Here is a 16,288-nt window from a genome sequence, read left to right as displayed (position 1 = left end):
GCTCGACGCAGAGGCCTCCGACGAGGCATGGACCTGGCTGTACGAGGGCCGCATCAAGACCAGACGAGCCCTCTTGCGCGCCGAACCCTGCACGGTGACCATCACCCAGGCCAGCACCCGCGTGACATGGACCACCCGACCGGTGCTCTTCCTGCGGCTCGCGCACCGTCAAGGCACCGAACTACCAGGCTGCGCATACGACTTCAAAGCCCGCGCCACAGACTGAGTTCCAAATTTCTCTACGGGTTCAAGGCGGCTCGCTCCGCTCACCGCGCGTGGCCCGGCCCCCGGCTGGGGCGGTCGGCTCCACGGCTTTAGGCAGCCACTTCGGCGCGAGCCTCGAAGATCATGGCCCCAACGTCGTGCTTTACCGAGCAGGTCCACAGACTGCCCGACGCGCCGGAAGCTTAGGGGGCCATCATCACTCGCGCCAAAGCAGCTCCAGCCCAAAGCCGCTCCACCGACCTTGAGCGGTACCGACGGATATCCCGAAGCCGACTGCGCGTGCAAGGGTGTCGTGTCGGCGCAGGTGCACCAGCGCGACCAGCGCATGCTGGTCCGGCGGAAATCTTGCCTAGGCAGCCACCGCCACGGGCGACGATAAGCATCGTGACCCACTCGACCAAGGCGTGCGGGCGGCCCCTCGCTCACAGTATCAAGGTCACCCGCTCAGCGGCGCACTGAAAATACTCACTGCTCCGCCACCGTATCCCCTATCTGTGCCTCCACAGCACTACTGCCGGCTAGGCACAGATAGAAGAGAATGGAGTCCCGGTCAGAGAAGTCGGAAGACTTTGCACGCGTCCGCCTGTAGGTCATGCAGGCGCTCTTTGTATTCAGTTTCTGTCCACTGTGAAAACTTGATCAGACTGCGAGTCAAGCCCACCTGACTCTGCGCGTAGTGCTGCTTGCACTTCACTGAGAATGATTTGTTTCCCGCATCGGAGTTTTCACGGGGCCCAAAGAATGTCAGGTTCCCCAGTCGGTTCAGGAGCTCGCGCATCTCGGGCTGTTCATCGCCCGGGAGCGGGTTTTGAGGGTAGATGTGCTCGATCGTCACCTGTTGAAGATCGAAGACGGACATCATGTTCGGCTTAGGCTGACCTAGGGCGCCCTTTTCTAGCCATTCACGGTGATCTTCAAGGGTGGTGAGGAATTCACGCAGGTTAGCTTTTTGTGCGCTTCCTCGATCGTATCGCAGATGATTGTCCAGGCTGACTTTAAAATGCTCGTCGGACGCCGACTTGTCGAGAAGCCCTTGCAACTTGATACGAAGGTCGTTCCATCGCACCTCTTTGCCAGCCGCAGCCGCTTCTCGAACCCGCTTCGCTTCGGCGTAATAGATTGCTTGAGCGGGACTCGCGTGCCCACTGCACACATTCTTGTAGCGGAAGGCGAAAATTTCAAGCATGAAAACAAGCTCTGCGAATCTCTTCTCTGTCGCACACTGCGATGCGGCTAGCAACAGGGGAAGGGCCAATTCATGCTTCAATGTCCGCACCAGGCGGGCAAGTCGATCTTTCTGCCATGCAGAGGCTTCCGGCGTAAAACCGGGGACAACGGCAGTTTCAAAAGGCCACTCGCCCTCGGCGATCTTGAGATAAGTATCCTTCTCTCTGAGGAAGGATGAGATCTGCTGAGATACGCGGGAGGGGACGGTAGGGGGTTTTTGGGGAAAGTAAGCGTCACAGAGCTTCTGAAAGAGTGGAGTACCAGCGCGCGTACCCGTCGTCGACGGATAATAAGCCTTCAGGAAGGAACTGACCTTTGCGGCGGGAGTCTTCAGCAATTCATCCCACGTCGCTGCCGCCACTCGCTGCTCATGCGGATGCTGCTCAAGCTGCTCAAGCGTGTAACTGCGCAGTAGATCGGCGTCCTCCAAAGAGCGCCCCCGATCGTTGAGGACGCTAAAAAGCTGATACGCTCTTTCTCGGTCCAGGCAGACGATCTGAATGACATGCGACTGAACAGTCAGGGCATGACGGAGACGGTCCAGTGCTTCTACCTTTTCCATCCAAGAAGGAGCAGCCTCAACGATGGGCTTAATCAGCTTGCCCTGGAGAGCTTTTTGCGCAGCAATCAGAAGCTCATGGCTCTCCCGAGAGGCGGTGACATCCCGGCCCTTAAGCAGATCTTGGAAAATTTTGTTGTCAGCCGTGGAAAGCTTCAGCCGAGGACGTTCCTCAACTCGCCCTTCAGTGACGTTGAAGTGCTTCCAGTAGATGAAGCGACTGCGCATGTCCTCAGAGAGAATGCTTGCAGAGTTGGCAGCTCGGTCATCACCTGCGCGCCGAGCCTTCTCTGAAACGTCCTCTGCTGCAGCAGCAATTTCTGACAATGTCAAAACAAAGGTAGTTAGGCGCTGCTGGCCATCGACGATCTGGTAGGTGTGGGGCCTAGATTGGGAGTGATCCGTGTGCTCGATACACACAAAACCGCCGAAGAAGTGGCCGCGCTGGCTGCTGGTGTCTGCCAGGAGCTCTTTAACGTCCGTGATGAAAGCTGACGTCTGCTCATCCCAGGCGTATGCCCGCTGATACACGGGGACCCAGAAAGGGTGATGCTCCTCCAGGAGCGCTCCCATGCCCACGCTGCGGGGGGAGACAGATGCAGCACCGAACGTCATGGAGCCTCTTTCAGGTGATGAGGGACTCGACACCTCTCATGTGACCCCGGTGTCCGGGAAGTTGGGTCGCGCCCCCTACGCGTCTATGACTGGAAGTCAGATTAGTAGAGAGACAGGGCAGGTGGCCAGAGAGATGCTCAAGCATCTGCGCGGACGCGCGGGGACATCACTGACACCGTGAGACAGAGGGCGGCTCCGCTAGCAGTACGCGCCTGGCACAGCAGCGTCCTCGCTGTGTCAGGCGCCGATGTGGTTGCTACCAGTCCAGATCTGCGGCTTGCATTAGTGCGGAGACGTCGTTCTGCCGCTCGTCGGGTTCGGTGAGAGCATCCATGACTAGAGTGCTGATGATGGAAACGTAGTCGTGCCCACCGGTGGCGTTGATCTCGCCTTGTATATAGTTCAGTCCGCCGTTGGCGTACTCCTCAAAGATTTTGACCCGGTCGGGCTGGCGCTCGTCGGCGAGGATCTTCGGATCGTCGGGCTCCTCGGCCACTGCGATCATGTCGATGAGTACATCACCGTACTGGCGGCCTTCGATCAGCGCCAGGCGAATGGGCTCGCCAGCTTTATCGAAGGGCTCTCGCTTGCCCTTGTTGCGGCCCAGCACGGCCGCGAACATGAGCACGTCCACCATCGCGTTGAAAGGGCCCTCTTTGCCGGCCAGTGCCGAGATAAGGTCCTCGTGGGCGGCTGGCCTGCGGAAACGATCTTCGTATGCCATCAGAAGGCCACCTCTTCCAAAATGGTGTGCTCGAAATCGCCGTGCGTGACGTAAGCGACGGCCCGGTTGTTGATCTCGATCGTCTCTTGCGCGGCGCCCGTGTTGGGGGTGACCGTGCGCAGCACGTACATGCGAGTGGCCGCTCCTTGAAGGTTGTCCATCACCTTGCCACTCGCCTGAGAGTTGGAAAGCAGGGTAACGATCTGCGAGGTGAGCTTCGGCAGTGCTTGGGAGATTTCTTCTTGATAGGTGAAGTCCAGGCTACCGAAGGGGGCATCCATGACGACGGGGTAGATGCCTCCTTCGCCGATGATGTCTTCGCTGTCTTTGGCCTTGCGCTGGTGGATCTGCTTGGCGATCTCCGAGACTGCGCCGACGAAGGACAAGCCCAGGACCTGGTTTTCGCCCGTGCTGCGGATAGCGATGCCGGCGGGTGACTTCAGCAACAGTTCAAAGGAGTCTGTCAGTTCGGGCTCGTAGGACTTGATGAAGATCCTTGAGAAGACCTCCTTGAGCTTCGCATCGAGCTGTTCGCGGACCTCTTCGGTCTTCAGTTCCAGTGCCTCGCGGAAGGTGTCCAGCACCTCGTTGACGAGATTGACCTGTCGCTGTACCTTTCGGGATGCTTCGTCCGCTGCCTGCGCGGACCTGAAGAGTCTCTTCATCTTGTCGATCTCGGCTTCGAACTCGACCCGGCGCTCTTCCAGCCGGCGGTGCTCGGCCAGTCCGTCGATGCGTTTTTCGTCGTACTCCTTGCGTCGCTGCTCGAGGCGCTGTACGTCTTCGATGTTGACGCCCTGCAGCTGGCGGTCGATCTCGCTCTTCTCTTCCTCCAGGCTCTTGATCTCGTCCTGGCAGTTCTGGATCTCGAATGTGGCCTGTCGCAGGTCGTCTAGGAGCTTTTGGCGTGCCTCGCCGAGGTGTTTCATCTGCCCACTGACATACATCCAGCGGGCTTCCACATCGGCAAGACCGGCGTTGTAGCGGCGCTTGTCCAGCTCTTGATATGCCGCGCTCCCCTGGGGAACGGGCGTTCCGCACATGCACTTACCTTCGTCGAGGAGACCCTCGATGAAGTCCCGTTGGATGCCGGCGGGAAGTTGGCGGCGCTCGCGCATGGCTTCTGCCAACCCGATCACCGTTTCGTCGATGTGCGACGTGAAGGCGAGAAAGCCCCCCTTGGAGAGGATCTCACGCTTCCGTGCGTGCCGGTCCTGTAGCTGCCCCCCCATCTCGTTGATTTTCCATTCGAGCTTCTTGCGAGCGTTTTGCAGAGGCTTGGACTCCGAGTGGCTACGCAGTGCTCGTTCCATCTCCCGGACTTCCCTCTCGTAGCTGCTAATGTCGCGGGAGACTTTCTGCGCACGCCGGGTGGCGTCGTCACGCTGCTGTTCGAGGCTTTCCTGTTGATCGCGCAGCTGCTGGAGGCGACTGTCGCCGCCCTTGTCGATCTCTTTTGCGAGGCGTCGTGCGGCTGCGGGAAGGTGCTCGGTGATCGCCCGCTCCATTGGTTCAAGATCCATCAAGGTCTTGATGGCGCGTTTGACCTCGTCGTTGTTCTCCTCGCCGGTGAACATTTTTTCCATGCGCTCACCGTTGAAGAAGAAGAAGCGACGGAGGCCTTCGGGAAGGATCTTTTCGATGCGATCCTGGCCGTTGGCTACGGGCTTGCTCTCGCCGTTTTTGATCTCGTTGAGGGTGAGCTTGGCTGCGACGGCTATCTGCTCGTCAGTGTTCTTGACGGTGGCTACCTCACGCAGCGCAGTGAAGATCACCCCTGCGTGTTCGAATTTCAGCTCCACCGACGCGCTGACGGGCGTGCCGTGCGGGGTCTCCGCCCATTTGTGGTCATGGATGACGCGGTGCTGCTGCTCGACGTCGGCGGAGAACTTGCCGTACAACGCCCAGGCGAAGGCATTGAGGAGGGTCGTCTTGCCTGCACCGTTGTTGCCGAAGATCAGTACTGCCGGCTTGGAGTCGTCGACGGCGAGATCCAGCGTCTGGCGGCCATAAAACGCACGAAAGTTGTCCAGTGTCAGCCTCAGCAGCTTCACTTGATCAGTCCCTTCACGGCCGCCACGATCTCGTTGACCACGGTGGTTGAACTTCTGATGTGCAAGTTCTCACGCTCCAACTCGATGACGCGCCTGGCAAGTTTGACGCCCTCGGGCGACAGCTGACTCAGCACGTCCTGCGCAGTCTTCTTCTCGCTCACTTCTACTCCGTTTGGTGATGCCGTGAATCAGGTGTCGAGCAGGCCATATCGCAGGCGTAGTGGACGAAGGAGGTCGAGGGTCTCGGCTTCGTTGTCCGCCAGTTGTGCGAACTCCGTCACGCGGGCCAGCTCGCGGGCCACCATGCTGCGTTCGGTGCGGTCCTGCAGATCGGGCATATTAGGCGGGGGGACCACGATGAAGTCGACGATGTCCGCCGTGGTCTTGCCCGGTGCCTGTCGCAGCACTCGGCCGCGGCGTTGAATGAACTGCCGGGGGTTGGAGGAGCTGGCCAGCAGGTATGCGGTACGGGCGGCGGGCACGTCGACGCCTTCGTCCAGGCAGCGCATAGAGGCGATCACTTGCAGCTTGCGGTCGGCGAAGCGCTGCAGGACCTGCTGACGTTCGGGGCGTTTGGTCTCGGCGGTGTAGCGAGCGGCGGGCATATGCAGTTGGTTGCCGACGAGGTCGAGTACTTGATCAATCTGCGCTGGTTCCGGCGCGGCGCCGTCTTCGTACGACAGGGGATGCTGTCCTTCTGCGCAGTACAGCAGCTGATACCACTCCTCGCTGCGTTGGCTGATCTCCCTTCGCAGCTCTGGGAGTTTCGCGCGGGCGTGGCCGAGGAGGTTGGCTCGTTTGCGCAGCAGGTGGCCCAGGGGGCTGTTCTCGTCGGCTTGCTCGGAGAACTGTTGCATCGCGAACAGCCTGCCGATCTTTTCGGTGATCTCTATGTAGAGGTCAGTCTCGTCGGCATCCAGTTCCACGATCACGGGCTTATAGGTGTAGCGGCACAGTGCTCCTGCTTTGATGGCGTCACCGAGGCCGAGCTCGAAGACCACCGGGCCGAAGTAGTCGGTGAGTGCGGTGGTGCCTTCGTCATCGAACCAGCGTTCCGGGGTGGCCGACAGTCCGAGGCGAAACTGTGCGTTGTCGGGCAGCTTGGAGCGGATGTGCCGGGCCCCGAGGTTATGTGCCTCGTCGGCGATGAGGAGGAGCTGGCCGCGGTAGCGCTGGAGGATGCTTTGGAAGGCGGTCTCGCCGAAGGTCTTGTTCGTGGTGATGATGACGCCGCCGCGGGTGGTGTGCAGCGCCAGCGCATCCAACATTTGGGAGGCATGGGGGAACCATGAGGCGGTCGACTCGTAGGCGCGTAGGGGGTGCACGCCGAACCACTCGATGTCTTTCCCCCACTGGTCGACCAGGTGCTGGTAGGGAGCGATCACGACGGTGAGCAGTGGTTCGTCGGCCTTGTGGAGCATCTTGGTCACTTGCGCGGCGGCGGACAGGGCGGTGAGGGTCTTGCCGGTGCCGGTTGCCATGCGCAGGATGCCGCGGCCCTGCTGGGCAAACCACTGGGTGACGGCCCTCTTCTGGTAGTCGCGCACTTGCAGCTGCGGAGGGAAGGTCAGCATGCCGGTGCGGTCTTCGCGGATGACAGTGATCGGTGCGCCGGACGGGGGGATCGCTGTGTCGTCGTTGGGGTCAGGTGCAGCGCAGCTGCTGCGCTCGATGATCTGCTTGGCGGCGTCGGTGAAGGGCATCACACGAAGCAGGGGGGTCTTGTCATGCCACAGGTCATCGAAGTCTTTGCTGATACGCAAAGCCCGTTCGCGGTCTCGCTCATCCCAGCTACGGAACACCTCGATGGATTCGAAGTTCCCCACCAGGCCCGACAGCGTCTCATTCGCGCTGCCCTTGAACGCGACGAGGTCGTGGTTATCGCGGAAGACGCCGATCTTTTCGTGATACATGCCGACCCGGCTGCCGGCCGTGACGTAGGCGAGCTTCATGTCCAGTCGCCCCGCGGCGATGAGCGCGCCGAGCTTGCCTAGTCCGCGCACCGCCCTGACGTCTTCCGTCGCACGCTCCAGGTCGCGTAGGGCAGCCTTCTCCATGACGGCGCGGAGCTCGTAGCCCGCTTCGATCTCGGCGATGTCTTCGGCGAGGAGATAGGGCGAGGCCACGATGCGCATCGTCCCGGCGCGCCGAGTGAATTCTTCTATGCCCTCGCCGATGACGGCCAGGACAGAGGCCGTGAAATACCCGACAGCACGATCGTAGGCGGTTGATGCCCGCAGAGCCGGTACGTAGAACTCATCGACAACGTTGCCGCGGTCGCTACGGTACTCTCCCCCAAGACCGGCACCCCGGAGAGCTTCAAGAGCCTGCACTAGAAGTCCAATCCGAGATCCCGGGCGAGCTGAACACCCGCAGTGTTATCGGCGGGCTCGTCGGCCTGATGCGTGTCGCCTTGGCCCCTCCCGCCCTCAAGGTCGATGAGGCGTTGCACTCGTCCCCCGCGAGCAGTGAAAGGTGCAGAGGAGATCACCTGTCGCAGCGTGGATTCTTTGATGGAAAAAGCTTGCGTCAACACCTTCACGAGCTCGGCACTTTCTATACTGCCGCCCGCCTTATCGACTTCCTCTTCCACCAGTTCACGCACGCTGGTGTAAGGGCGCAATTGCCATTCCGTCAGCGCCCAGGCGTCAATATCGCTGCGCATGAAACGCAGGTCAGCGGCAAGTTGCACTTTCAAGGACCGCTCATTTACGGTGTCGCCCATGCGTGAGGCGAGTTCGCCGATTGAAAGCGGATGATCCGCTTCCTGGAGTACCTCCCGAGCGCGCTGCTTAAGTGTTTTTCGGACAGGGGCACCCGCGCTAGCCTGTGTAACTTCCTCCCTGTCTACAATCCAGCCACTTTCCCCCAGGGTGGCGTTCAGGATGCGGTGGACGATGTTCTGTGCCTGCGGCGGTAGTTCTTCCCCGAGCCGCAAGAGAGAACCGAATGTTATGCCCTGCTCATCGGGGTTCATTAGAGCAGCAAGCGTCGCGAACTCCTCGGCAAGCGCGCTGTACGGCGAGCGGGAGGGATCATCACGGGTGAGAGACAGTGGTGGCGCTTCTCGCGGGGCGGCAGCATGCGACGTATCATCGAGTGCCGCAGCATAGGCTTCTTGAACAACTCGCGAAATACGTCCGCGCTCTCCTATGGCAAATCCGTTGCTGCGTGCCCATGCGCGAATAGCGATGGCATTTGCCTGGTCTAGTGTGCCACCAGCTGAAGAAGGCGACTCCGAATCCATGTCGTGATCGTGCATGCCCGACTGTGGCGCACCGTCGAGATTCTTCGCAGGCGGGCGATTGATTGGCGTGGGCTGGGCATCCTGTCGCGAAAGATCACCGAGCTTGGGGGCGGACATGCCACTGAAGTGCAGCTGACCCGATCGGGAAGGAATTCCGCAAAAATCGAGCCAGGAATCAATGTATGCTGCAACCCATCCCTGTTGACTCAATAGCCGCCGAGCAACGGGAAGCGCCATAACCTCATCCTCTTCAAAACTAAGGATGCTCAGAGTTTTTTGCACTTGCTCGCGCACAGAGGGACGGCATATCCATTGTTCCTGCACTTCGGCGTGAAGCAGGGAGGACAGCAGCGACACAAAATTCACATCACTACCCGGCAAAAAGCCGCCTAGCCACGGACGACGGTGTTGGAGCTGCGCCAAAGGTGTCGGCGCGTGGGTGACACGGTCGAAATCCGCCACGGCTGCCCGCAAAGCAGGGGATGTGGCCATGGCAGCGTTGAGGCGATGGGGTAGCTCGTCGCAGAGTTCCTGCAAACGTTCCAAAGGCATGCGGTGCTGCATCGCCAGCGTGGACAATTCCTTGCGTTTTGGCGCACATCGATGCAAAAGCAGGATGCTTTGCTCTTCACTGTCCAGCTCACTGAACCACTGTGTTACCGCTCCAGCGTGCAAGGTCTTGTCCGGCAGGGCGACCGCACGCATTACAGCACTCAGGAAGGTGGCCACCTCATCCCGTGTCAGGGGAAGGTGCAAACTGAGATGATGCGGTGTCATGCCCCGCAAATCATCTAGCTCAAGAATTCCGAACTCCGCAAATGCTGCAATAGCACCGTTTTTTATATCGAGGTCTTCGATGACAGTGGTGGCGTGCAAAGCCGGAAAGAGTATTGCGCAATCTTCGTCCACTAGGCTTCCGCTCGACAGCAGAATGCCGCTGAGCAGGTCAAAGACTTCTTCCATGGAAGCCCGTCTCATGGCCGTCCGCGCCGGACTTTCCTTACCCCACCACTGAGCAGGTCCCCCGAGTCGTTGGAGGTCGATAAGGTCTGGGGCGTTGAGATATTCGACCCACGGGAATACATCAATCCACGTGTCAACATGCTCATACGACTCCATTGAGGATGCTGACACTTTATGCTCCCACCATGGTTACTTCACTACCATATCGGGTGTGTATTTCATCCGTACGGAAGGTCAGCGGACCGAGAAGCCGGCCTTCATTGATGTCCCAGCGGTATGCCTCGCAGCTTCGCATCCGGCAAACCCCCCACCCCCGATAGTTCGTTACATCGCCGAGTCCCTCAACGGGGCGAGGGCCGGCCCCCGTCGACCCGAGTATGCGGGGTGGGTTGTCGCCTGCTTCGGGGCAACACCTCCCCATAATGTGCCGGCCGCGTTCGAAGCTGGGGGTGGGTAGCGGGGTTGCTGCAGCACAGGCGGAGGTCAGACCACACCCGCGAGGCAGCCCACAATTCGAGGGCGCAGTACTGGCCGGCCAGTGCCGCCCCTATAGGGCCGCCGTCATCACCAGCCACAGAGTGTGCGGTAGTCGGCGCGCACGTTCCCTCGGCGGCCTGAACCGATCGTGTGCGGTGCGGAAGGTCCTGCAGCATGGAGAATTGAGTCCTGCCCTTTCGCGCGTGCCAATCACCGAAGGCGACGCATCGTCACGGTGCGACGAGCCAGTGCGGGCGATGCCACGCTCTGCCTCGTACTTTGCGTCTCGGCAAGCGGAACGTGGCGGTGGGGGCGTCCACTTTCCGTCCGGCATCGTAGCGGAACGTGCAGGTAGGCGTCTTCTCTTCGATGCATCACGATTCAACCACTATCCCCCTCGAAGGCTGAATCAGGACCTGCTGCACACCGGGCGCTTGGTGGTGTGCACGGTGCCGCGGCTGGATCGCCCTCAATGACATACATTTCCAAAACACGACATACCGTCATGTTCTGCGTGAAGGTTGCCGCCGTCTTGTCGCACGGATGGCTTCTGCGGGCCAACTGATGGCACGGAACGGAACGTCCTGTGCGCACACCCCCTCGTTGCCTGCAGGGAGCCGACGTCGCGCTCGGGGGCCGGAAAGGAGCTAAGCGCCCGGTATTGACGTGGAAGCTTGGCCGCCTGCGTGAGCTGCCGGCTGGAGCATGCTGACGGTGAAGCAGAGCGGTCTCGGTGGCGTCGCAGCCGTGTCCATGACTCGTGCAAGGCTTCCCCCGCGGTGACTGGGCAGGGCGAGGGATGGCGCGGAGGCTGCGGGGAACGTGCGGTGCTTCGTACATGAAATTGTCCGGGCACACGCGGGCTCGCATGCCCGACAGGGGGGAAGGGTGTGTCTTGTCTTAGCGGACGGGTGGGGGCGTGCCAGGGCAGGCGAATGTGTGCCCTCGGCAGTCGCTCGGAGAAAGGAACGTCAGGAGGGCACGACGGAGCCGATCATTCCTTCGATAGTGGCCATCGCCTTGTCCGCGCCCAGATATCCGATGCCGCGGTGCAGGTGCACGGTCAGCATGCGAGCGACGTTCTCATCGGAGACTTCCTGCCCAATCGCCGCACAGCGCTGCTTGAGCAGGGCCAGATAGACATCACCGTGCTGGCCGGCGAAGGTCTTCCAGGTCATCTCCACGTTGGAGTCGGTAACGATGTCCTTGACCAGCGGAGTCGAGGGGTCTTTGAGGGACAGCAGCAACGCCCAGCGGCACAGCACGTTCCACTGGGTGATGCCGGTGGTGCGCTTGAGGTAGATCAGCCGGTCCTTGGCTGGCTGGGACAGGCGGATGTTGTCAACCGGCATGCTGTGCTCCTTCATTCCACCAGTAGCCTTCGACGACAGACGTGGTGAACTCGGTGTCGTCGTGGACGAGGGTGTAGGTCTGGGCGACAGACTTCTTCAAGCGGCCCAGCAGGTACTCGTCAATCTCCTCGTCGGTGGACAGCAGGAGGACCTGGTCGCTGGCATTTGGGAAGTAGCGGTCGACGAGGTGCTCGCGGTGACGGCTGTCGAGGCGGCCCAGGGGGGTGTCGATAACGCTGGGCAGGCGGTTTCCAGCGACCCGCATCAGGCCCCAAAGCAGAGACACGGCCAGGAGCTGGCGCTCGCCGGCGCTCAGGCGCGCGGGATCGATGGGCTCGCCGTCGCCATCAGCGAGGGTGAGGGTGAATTTGTCGGTGTCGATGCGCAGGTCGTGCACGAGTCCTTGCTTGCGCATGAGCACCTTGAAGCTCTGCAGGACGGCCACTTCGAGTCGGCTGATGTGCCGCTTGAGGAGGGCGGAGCCGAATCGCTCGAGGGTGTCGCGCGCCTTTTCGGAGTATTTGATGACCCGCTCGGCTTCCTCCGCTTTGACCTTGGTACGAACGAACTCCTTGTGGGCCCGTTCGAGCAGGGTGGTGACGTGCTCGCGCCGCCGCTTGAGGTCCTCCAGCTTGGCCGCGGCGCGGTCGCAAGCGGCTTGGCTGCGGGCCACTTCCACGATCTGCTCGTCCCGGGCGACTTGGAGGGCTTCGACCTTGTCCTGGGCGGGGACGCCGGCGAGCTGCCGGTCAAGCTGGTCGAGTTGTTCTGTCAGTTCCGCGGCGCTGTGCAGTAGTTGCTGTGAGCGCTCTCGGTCCCGCTGCAGGAGTCCGTCTAGGACGGTGAGCTGGGCCAGTGCGTCGTGGGGCAGGCGTAGGTCCACCGGCAGCTGCGTCTTGCTGGCGCGCTCGGCGCGGTCGGCGTCTAGTTGCTTGCGCACATCGGTGCGGACGGTATCGGGCACAAGATCCAGCAGCCATTGGTCGCGTGCTTCGAGTACCTGCAGGGCCTGTGCCGACTGCTGGGCTTCCTGCTCCTTTTCGGCTTGCCGGCGCACGTCGTCTAGGAGCGGTTGGGCCATGAGCAGAGGCAGCGGACCCGCTGCGAGCTGGATCAGCTCGCAGCGCACCTGGGCCAGCCGGGCGGCGGTCTGCTTTTTGTCGTTCTCCAGCTCGATGCGCCTAGTGAATAGATCGCCGCCCTCGTCGGCGAACGCCTTTTCCAGACTGTCCAGCTTGCGCTGCGCCTTACCGAGCTCGGTGCGGGAGTGGGCGAGCTCCTGATAGGCGGTGTCGTACTGGGAGACCACCGTCTCGCGTTCGGCTTCCTGGGCACGAATGTTGTCCAGCAGATGCTGTTCTTCGCTGGAAAGCTTCTGGCGCCGCTGCAAGGCCAGCAGGTCGTTGCGCAGCTGCTGGACGGTGCTCACGCCCAGGAGGGAGTGTACGGCGGACTCGATGACGGAGGCGGCCCGTTCGGGGTCGGCCAGTGATTCGATCTTCTCACCGTCGAAGAAGGCCAGGGAGGCGATCTCCAGAGGGAGGAGGGATTCGACGTGGTCAGCCCAGCCCTCGCTCAACAACCGATTGAACTTGCCCTCGGGCGTGACGTCGCGCTGCGTCTTTGCGCGTGCGCCGTAGGTGTCGTCGACGTAGACGTTGAGGAATTCTTTGAGGGTTTTACCGCTGATGTGCCAGCTACGGACGACGCGGTAGTAGTGCTCGTGCCCGCCGGTCATGACGGTGAACTCGAGAGTGATGGCGGAGCCGCGGGCGGGGTCGGCCTTGCGGTTGATGCTTTCGCGCAAGTAGGCGTCGTACGCCTTGGTGCCGCGGCCGCTGCAGCGGGCGCGGTTGCCGTAGAGCGCCAGCTGGATGGCGTCGAGCAGGGTCGTCTTGCCGCACCCGTTCAACCCGCCGATCAGGATGATCGGCTTGTTCTTCTTGGGGGTGAGGTCGAGAGACTGCTTGCCGCGGTAGGCCCCGAATTCTTCGAGGGTGATCTTACGCAGGAGCATCGAGTTCGTTTTCGTCGTCGAAGGTCAGGTTTTCGGCGATGTCGTCACGCCACTTTTTCTTGCGCGTAGCGAATTCCACGGCGTCTTCGTGGTTTTCGTAGTAGCCCTTTTGCACGGCTTGCTCGAGGGCCTGGAAGAGGCCGGACCTGCGTGTCATGGTGCGGTACTTACGCTCGACGGCGAGGAGTTCGCGGACCATGTTGTAGTGCAGGTCGTCGCCGTCGCAGACTTGCTTGAGGACATCCATCTCGTCGGAGCCCATGACAAGCTGCTCATCCAGCGGTCCGCCCGGGAACGGCACGCCGGTGGCTTCCTGATAGATCTGCGGCAGGCTGTCTTCGACCTCATGCTTGTCGAACACCCAGATCCGGCGGATTTCATGAAGTTCGTCGAGCGTGATGAGTTCGATGTTCTGCACGTGCTCGGGGGCGTGGGCGCGGATCCATGTTTGCGCTTGAAGCAGCTCCTTGAGCCACTCTTCGCGGTAGGACTGCAGATAGGGGCCGTGGATGGCACCGTCGTTGAACAGCATCACCTTGCCGTTCATCCGGCGGAAGTCACGGGCTGGCTTGTCCGGGCGCGGGAAGGGTGCCTTGCGGCCGGGCGGGAGGTCGGGGTCGCCCTCCTGGTAGTGGCCGAAGGGTGCATCGAGCTTGTTGCGCAGGTCCAGCAAGGGGAGCATCCACTCCTTTTCCTCGTCGTTCTGGATCATGGCGGACATGGACTTGTCCTGCTCGACGAGGGTGCAGGTCCAGCAGCCGAAGCGGCTGGAGCCGCAGGAGGGGGTGGTGGAGTCGACCACGAGGGGGCATTCGCCGTCCCCGGAGGCGCCCTGGTACATGGTGAGCAAGTCCTGATTGTTGTAGCCCCAGGGGTTGGGCTTCTGCATCAGGAACTCCCAAACGTCGTCGTTGGTCCAGTCCTCAACGGGGCTGTAGACGAGGGAGTTGGGCAGGTTGGCATTTGGTGAGAGGCGGTCGCGTACGCGACGCTTCTCGTGCTTTTCCATGGCACGGGCGCGGGCTTGGCTTTCTGCCTTGCGAATGCCCAGCACCATGATCGCTTCGCCGTGGGCAGCGACCACGCTGCGGATGAAGTTGTTCGACGGCTTGATCTTCAGTCGTTCGGTGCACCAGCGGAACTTCGGGCGCGGGGCCGGGTAACCGCGGCCGATCAGGTTCACCCAGAAGGTGTCCTTTATCTCCGGCGTGAGGCGGTGCGGTTCGATCGGCAGACTCTGTGCCTGTGCCGCGTCCTGCATGGTCCCCAGGGAGGCGGAGACCCAGGCGGCGACAACAGGGTTCTCCACGAGGGTGTCGGTGGAGATGACATGCACGGTCTTGGTGCGCTGTTCGGCGGGGAGGTCTGCGAGGGCCATCCACACCAGCTGCAGGACGGCGGTTGAATCCTTGCCTCCGCTGTAGCCGATGACCCAGGGCACCTGGTCGGCGGTGTAGAGCTCGCGGATCTCCTCGGTGAGCTCAGCGACGACCTCGTCCAGCGAACGCCCGTTAAAGGGCTTACGGCGTACGGGGGTGAGCCCGAGGTTGAGGGGGATGGTAATCATGCCTCGCCTCGCAGGTATGCGTCTTCCACGCGCTGTTCTTCCGGGCTCAGCTCCAGGCCCAGATGCTTACGCAGGTAATTAACGGTAAGTGTCACGTTTTGGTGGCTTTTGGAGACCCGGCCGCCGACAATGGCGCGTCCCTCCCAGTCGGCGTTGCCTCGGCTCCAGTCCACGTGCTTCAACGGAAGCAGACGCTTCTTCCATGCGGTAACCTTGATGGACTCCCGCAGTAGCGAGTTGCCGATACGGCCCAGCGCATGCAGGGCGATCCCGTGACTGTGAATGAAGTCCCGGCGCATCTCCTGAGCGGACAGCTGCTTGTCACGCACCATCGCCCACTCGGGCAGCGCCGCGTCTACGGCCTCCCAGAACGCCTGCGCCAATCCAGTCGCCTCGTCCTGCTTCAGCTCGAGGCCCTGGAGCAGGGACTGGTTGCCGAAGTACAAGGCGCTGAGGGTGAACAGCTTGCGGGAGCGGGCAGACAGGGTGCTCTTTTCCATCTCCACAAAGCCCTTGAAGATGGCCGAGCGTTCAGTGAGAGTCCGGGTGATCTGCGCGTTGACGTCCCGGTGGTCGTACAGAACGCCGATCGAACGCGCAGGACGGACGGCATGCCGGTTGAGGTCTGCGAACATCTGCTGAGAGCGCGCGAGTCCACTGTCATGGAAGAAGACCACGGCGATGGTCTCATCCCCCAGGTCCGGGTTTTCCTTCAACGCCAGCTCGATGGCGGCGCGGCGATGCTGCCCGTCATTGATGAGGAAGCGTGCGTCCATCGGGATACGCAGCTGCCCGGTACGGTGCGCGGCCCCTTCGGCTCCCTGGCTATCGAAGACCATGTCTCCGTCCACGGAGGCGGTCAGGGCGCTGAAGACGTAGTCCTCGGGGTTGTCCAGGATGTAGCGGGCGAGCGCCGGCAGGCGTCCCTTGTTCAGGACGCGCTGGGCTCTCAGTTCAGCGGAAAGATCATCTTCGTCGAAGAGGAAGATCTTCGGGATGAGCCGCAGCGGACACATCGACGCATAGAACTCCCGCCCCGCCTGCACCCCGCGGATCGCAGGGAAGGTGTACTCAAACCCATTAGACGCTCGCGAGACAGCCCGCCCCGCAGCTTTGCTCGCCACTTCAGTCTGCACCCGTGCACTCTAGCGTGCGCGTACGTGTCCTGAGAAACGTACGCCCCTTTCGTCTCGACGTACTCAGGTGAACAAGATGACGTACCCCCTCCCCGCCGATGCGCCTGCAGCCGACGGAGCGACTC

At 61.5% G+C, this 16,288-nt stretch carries 10 protein-coding genes and 2 pseudogenes; 1 reads left to right on the top strand and 11 read right to left on the bottom strand.

The features are described from left to right. Nucleotide 1: 1 nt before the first annotated feature. Nucleotides 2-226: pseudogene (locus tag ACZ4VF_RS35420) on the top strand (hypothetical protein); the annotation flags it as partial. A 243-nt stretch (nt 227-469) separates the two neighbouring features. Here ACZ4VF_RS35420 and ACZ4VF_RS35415 read toward each other — a convergent pair. The 11 genes and pseudogenes from ACZ4VF_RS35415 to dndB form a co-directional block, all read right to left on the bottom strand. Beyond that, nucleotides 470-608 (bottom strand): annotated as a pseudogene (locus tag ACZ4VF_RS35415) (IS5/IS1182 family transposase); the annotation flags it as partial. A 167-nt stretch (nt 609-775) separates the two neighbouring features. Further along, nucleotides 776-2,626 (bottom strand): DUF262 domain-containing protein, encoded by a 1,851-nt coding sequence (locus ACZ4VF_RS35410; RefSeq protein WP_467931180.1) that lies wholly within the window; start codon nt 2,624-2,626, stop codon nt 776-778. A 256-nt stretch (nt 2,627-2,882) separates the two neighbouring features. Next, on the bottom strand, nt 2,883-3,350 hold the full coding sequence (locus ACZ4VF_RS35405) for a DNA phosphorothioation-associated protein 4 (protein WP_467931179.1): 468 nt from the start codon (nt 3,348-3,350) through the stop codon (nt 2,883-2,885). Beyond that, complete coding sequence (locus ACZ4VF_RS35400; protein ID WP_467931178.1) at nt 3,350-5,404, bottom strand: AAA family ATPase; 2,055 nt, start codon at nt 5,402-5,404, stop codon at nt 3,350-3,352. The genes ACZ4VF_RS35405 and ACZ4VF_RS35400 overlap by 1 nt, the downstream gene beginning before the upstream one ends. Next, nucleotides 5,401-5,565, bottom strand: coding sequence for a hypothetical protein (locus tag ACZ4VF_RS35395; protein ID WP_010984359.1), 165 nt, complete (start codon nt 5,563-5,565; stop codon nt 5,401-5,403). Before ACZ4VF_RS35395 ends, ACZ4VF_RS35400 begins: the two co-directional genes overlap by 4 nt. 27 nt (nt 5,566-5,592) lie before the next feature. Further along, on the bottom strand, nt 5,593-7,539 hold the full coding sequence (locus ACZ4VF_RS35390) for a DNA phosphorothioation system restriction enzyme (RefSeq protein ID WP_467931204.1): 1,947 nt from the start codon (nt 7,537-7,539) through the stop codon (nt 5,593-5,595). A 197-nt stretch (nt 7,540-7,736) separates the two neighbouring features. Continuing rightward, nucleotides 7,737-9,614 carry an Lsr2 family DNA-binding protein gene (locus ACZ4VF_RS35385; protein WP_467931177.1) on the bottom strand — a complete coding sequence of 626 codons (1,878 nt, stop codon included), beginning with the start codon at nt 9,612-9,614 and terminating at the stop codon, nt 7,737-7,739. 1,448 nt (nt 9,615-11,062) lie between these two features. Next, on the bottom strand, nt 11,063-11,443 hold the full coding sequence (gene dndE / locus ACZ4VF_RS35380) for a DNA sulfur modification protein DndE (protein WP_467931175.1): 381 nt from the start codon (nt 11,441-11,443) through the stop codon (nt 11,063-11,065). Beyond that, nucleotides 11,433-13,460 (bottom strand): DNA sulfur modification protein DndD, encoded by a 2,028-nt coding sequence (gene dndD / locus ACZ4VF_RS35375; RefSeq protein ID WP_467931174.1) that lies wholly within the window; start codon nt 13,458-13,460, stop codon nt 11,433-11,435. The genes dndE and dndD overlap by 11 nt, the downstream gene beginning before the upstream one ends. Continuing rightward, a complete protein-coding gene (gene dndC / locus ACZ4VF_RS35370) occupies nt 13,447-15,027 on the bottom strand; it encodes a DNA phosphorothioation system sulfurtransferase DndC (RefSeq protein WP_467931173.1) in 1,581 nt (526 codons plus the stop codon). The genes dndD and dndC overlap by 14 nt, the downstream gene beginning before the upstream one ends. Then, nucleotides 15,024-16,163, bottom strand: coding sequence for a DNA sulfur modification protein DndB (dndB, locus tag ACZ4VF_RS35365; protein WP_467931171.1), 1,140 nt, complete (start codon nt 16,161-16,163; stop codon nt 15,024-15,026). The genes dndC and dndB overlap by 4 nt, the downstream gene beginning before the upstream one ends. Nucleotides 16,164-16,288 lie beyond the last annotated feature (125 nt).

It is taken from the genome of Streptomyces sp. NPDC029151 (assembly GCF_055564315.1).
Note: the sequence above shows the minus strand (reverse complement) of the source record. Positions and strands in the feature narration are given on the sequence as shown.

Bases quoted from the DNA above. Each gene is read 5' to 3' on its own strand.
- ACZ4VF_RS35405 (WP_467931179.1), bottom strand. From the start codon at position 3,350: ATGGCATACGAAGATCGTTTCCGCAGGCCAGCCGCCCACGAGGACCTT.
- dndE (WP_467931175.1), bottom strand. From the start codon at position 11,443: ATGCCGGTTGACAACATCCGCCTGTCCCAGCCAGCCAAGGACCGGCTG.
- dndD (WP_467931174.1), bottom strand. From the start codon at position 13,460: ATGCTCCTGCGTAAGATCACCCTCGAAGAATTCGGGGCCTACCGCGGC.
- dndC (WP_467931173.1), bottom strand. From the start codon at position 15,027: ATGATTACCATCCCCCTCAACCTCGGGCTCACCCCCGTACGCCGTAAG.
- ACZ4VF_RS35385 (WP_467931177.1), bottom strand. From the start codon at position 9,614: ATGGAAGAAGTCTTTGACCTGCTCAGCGGCATTCTGCTGTCGAGCGGA.
- ACZ4VF_RS35410 (WP_467931180.1), bottom strand. From the start codon at position 2,626: ATGACGTTCGGTGCTGCATCTGTCTCCCCCCGCAGCGTGGGCATGGGA.
- ACZ4VF_RS35390 (WP_467931204.1), bottom strand. From the start codon at position 7,539: ATGCGCATCGTGGCCTCGCCCTATCTCCTCGCCGAAGACATCGCCGAG.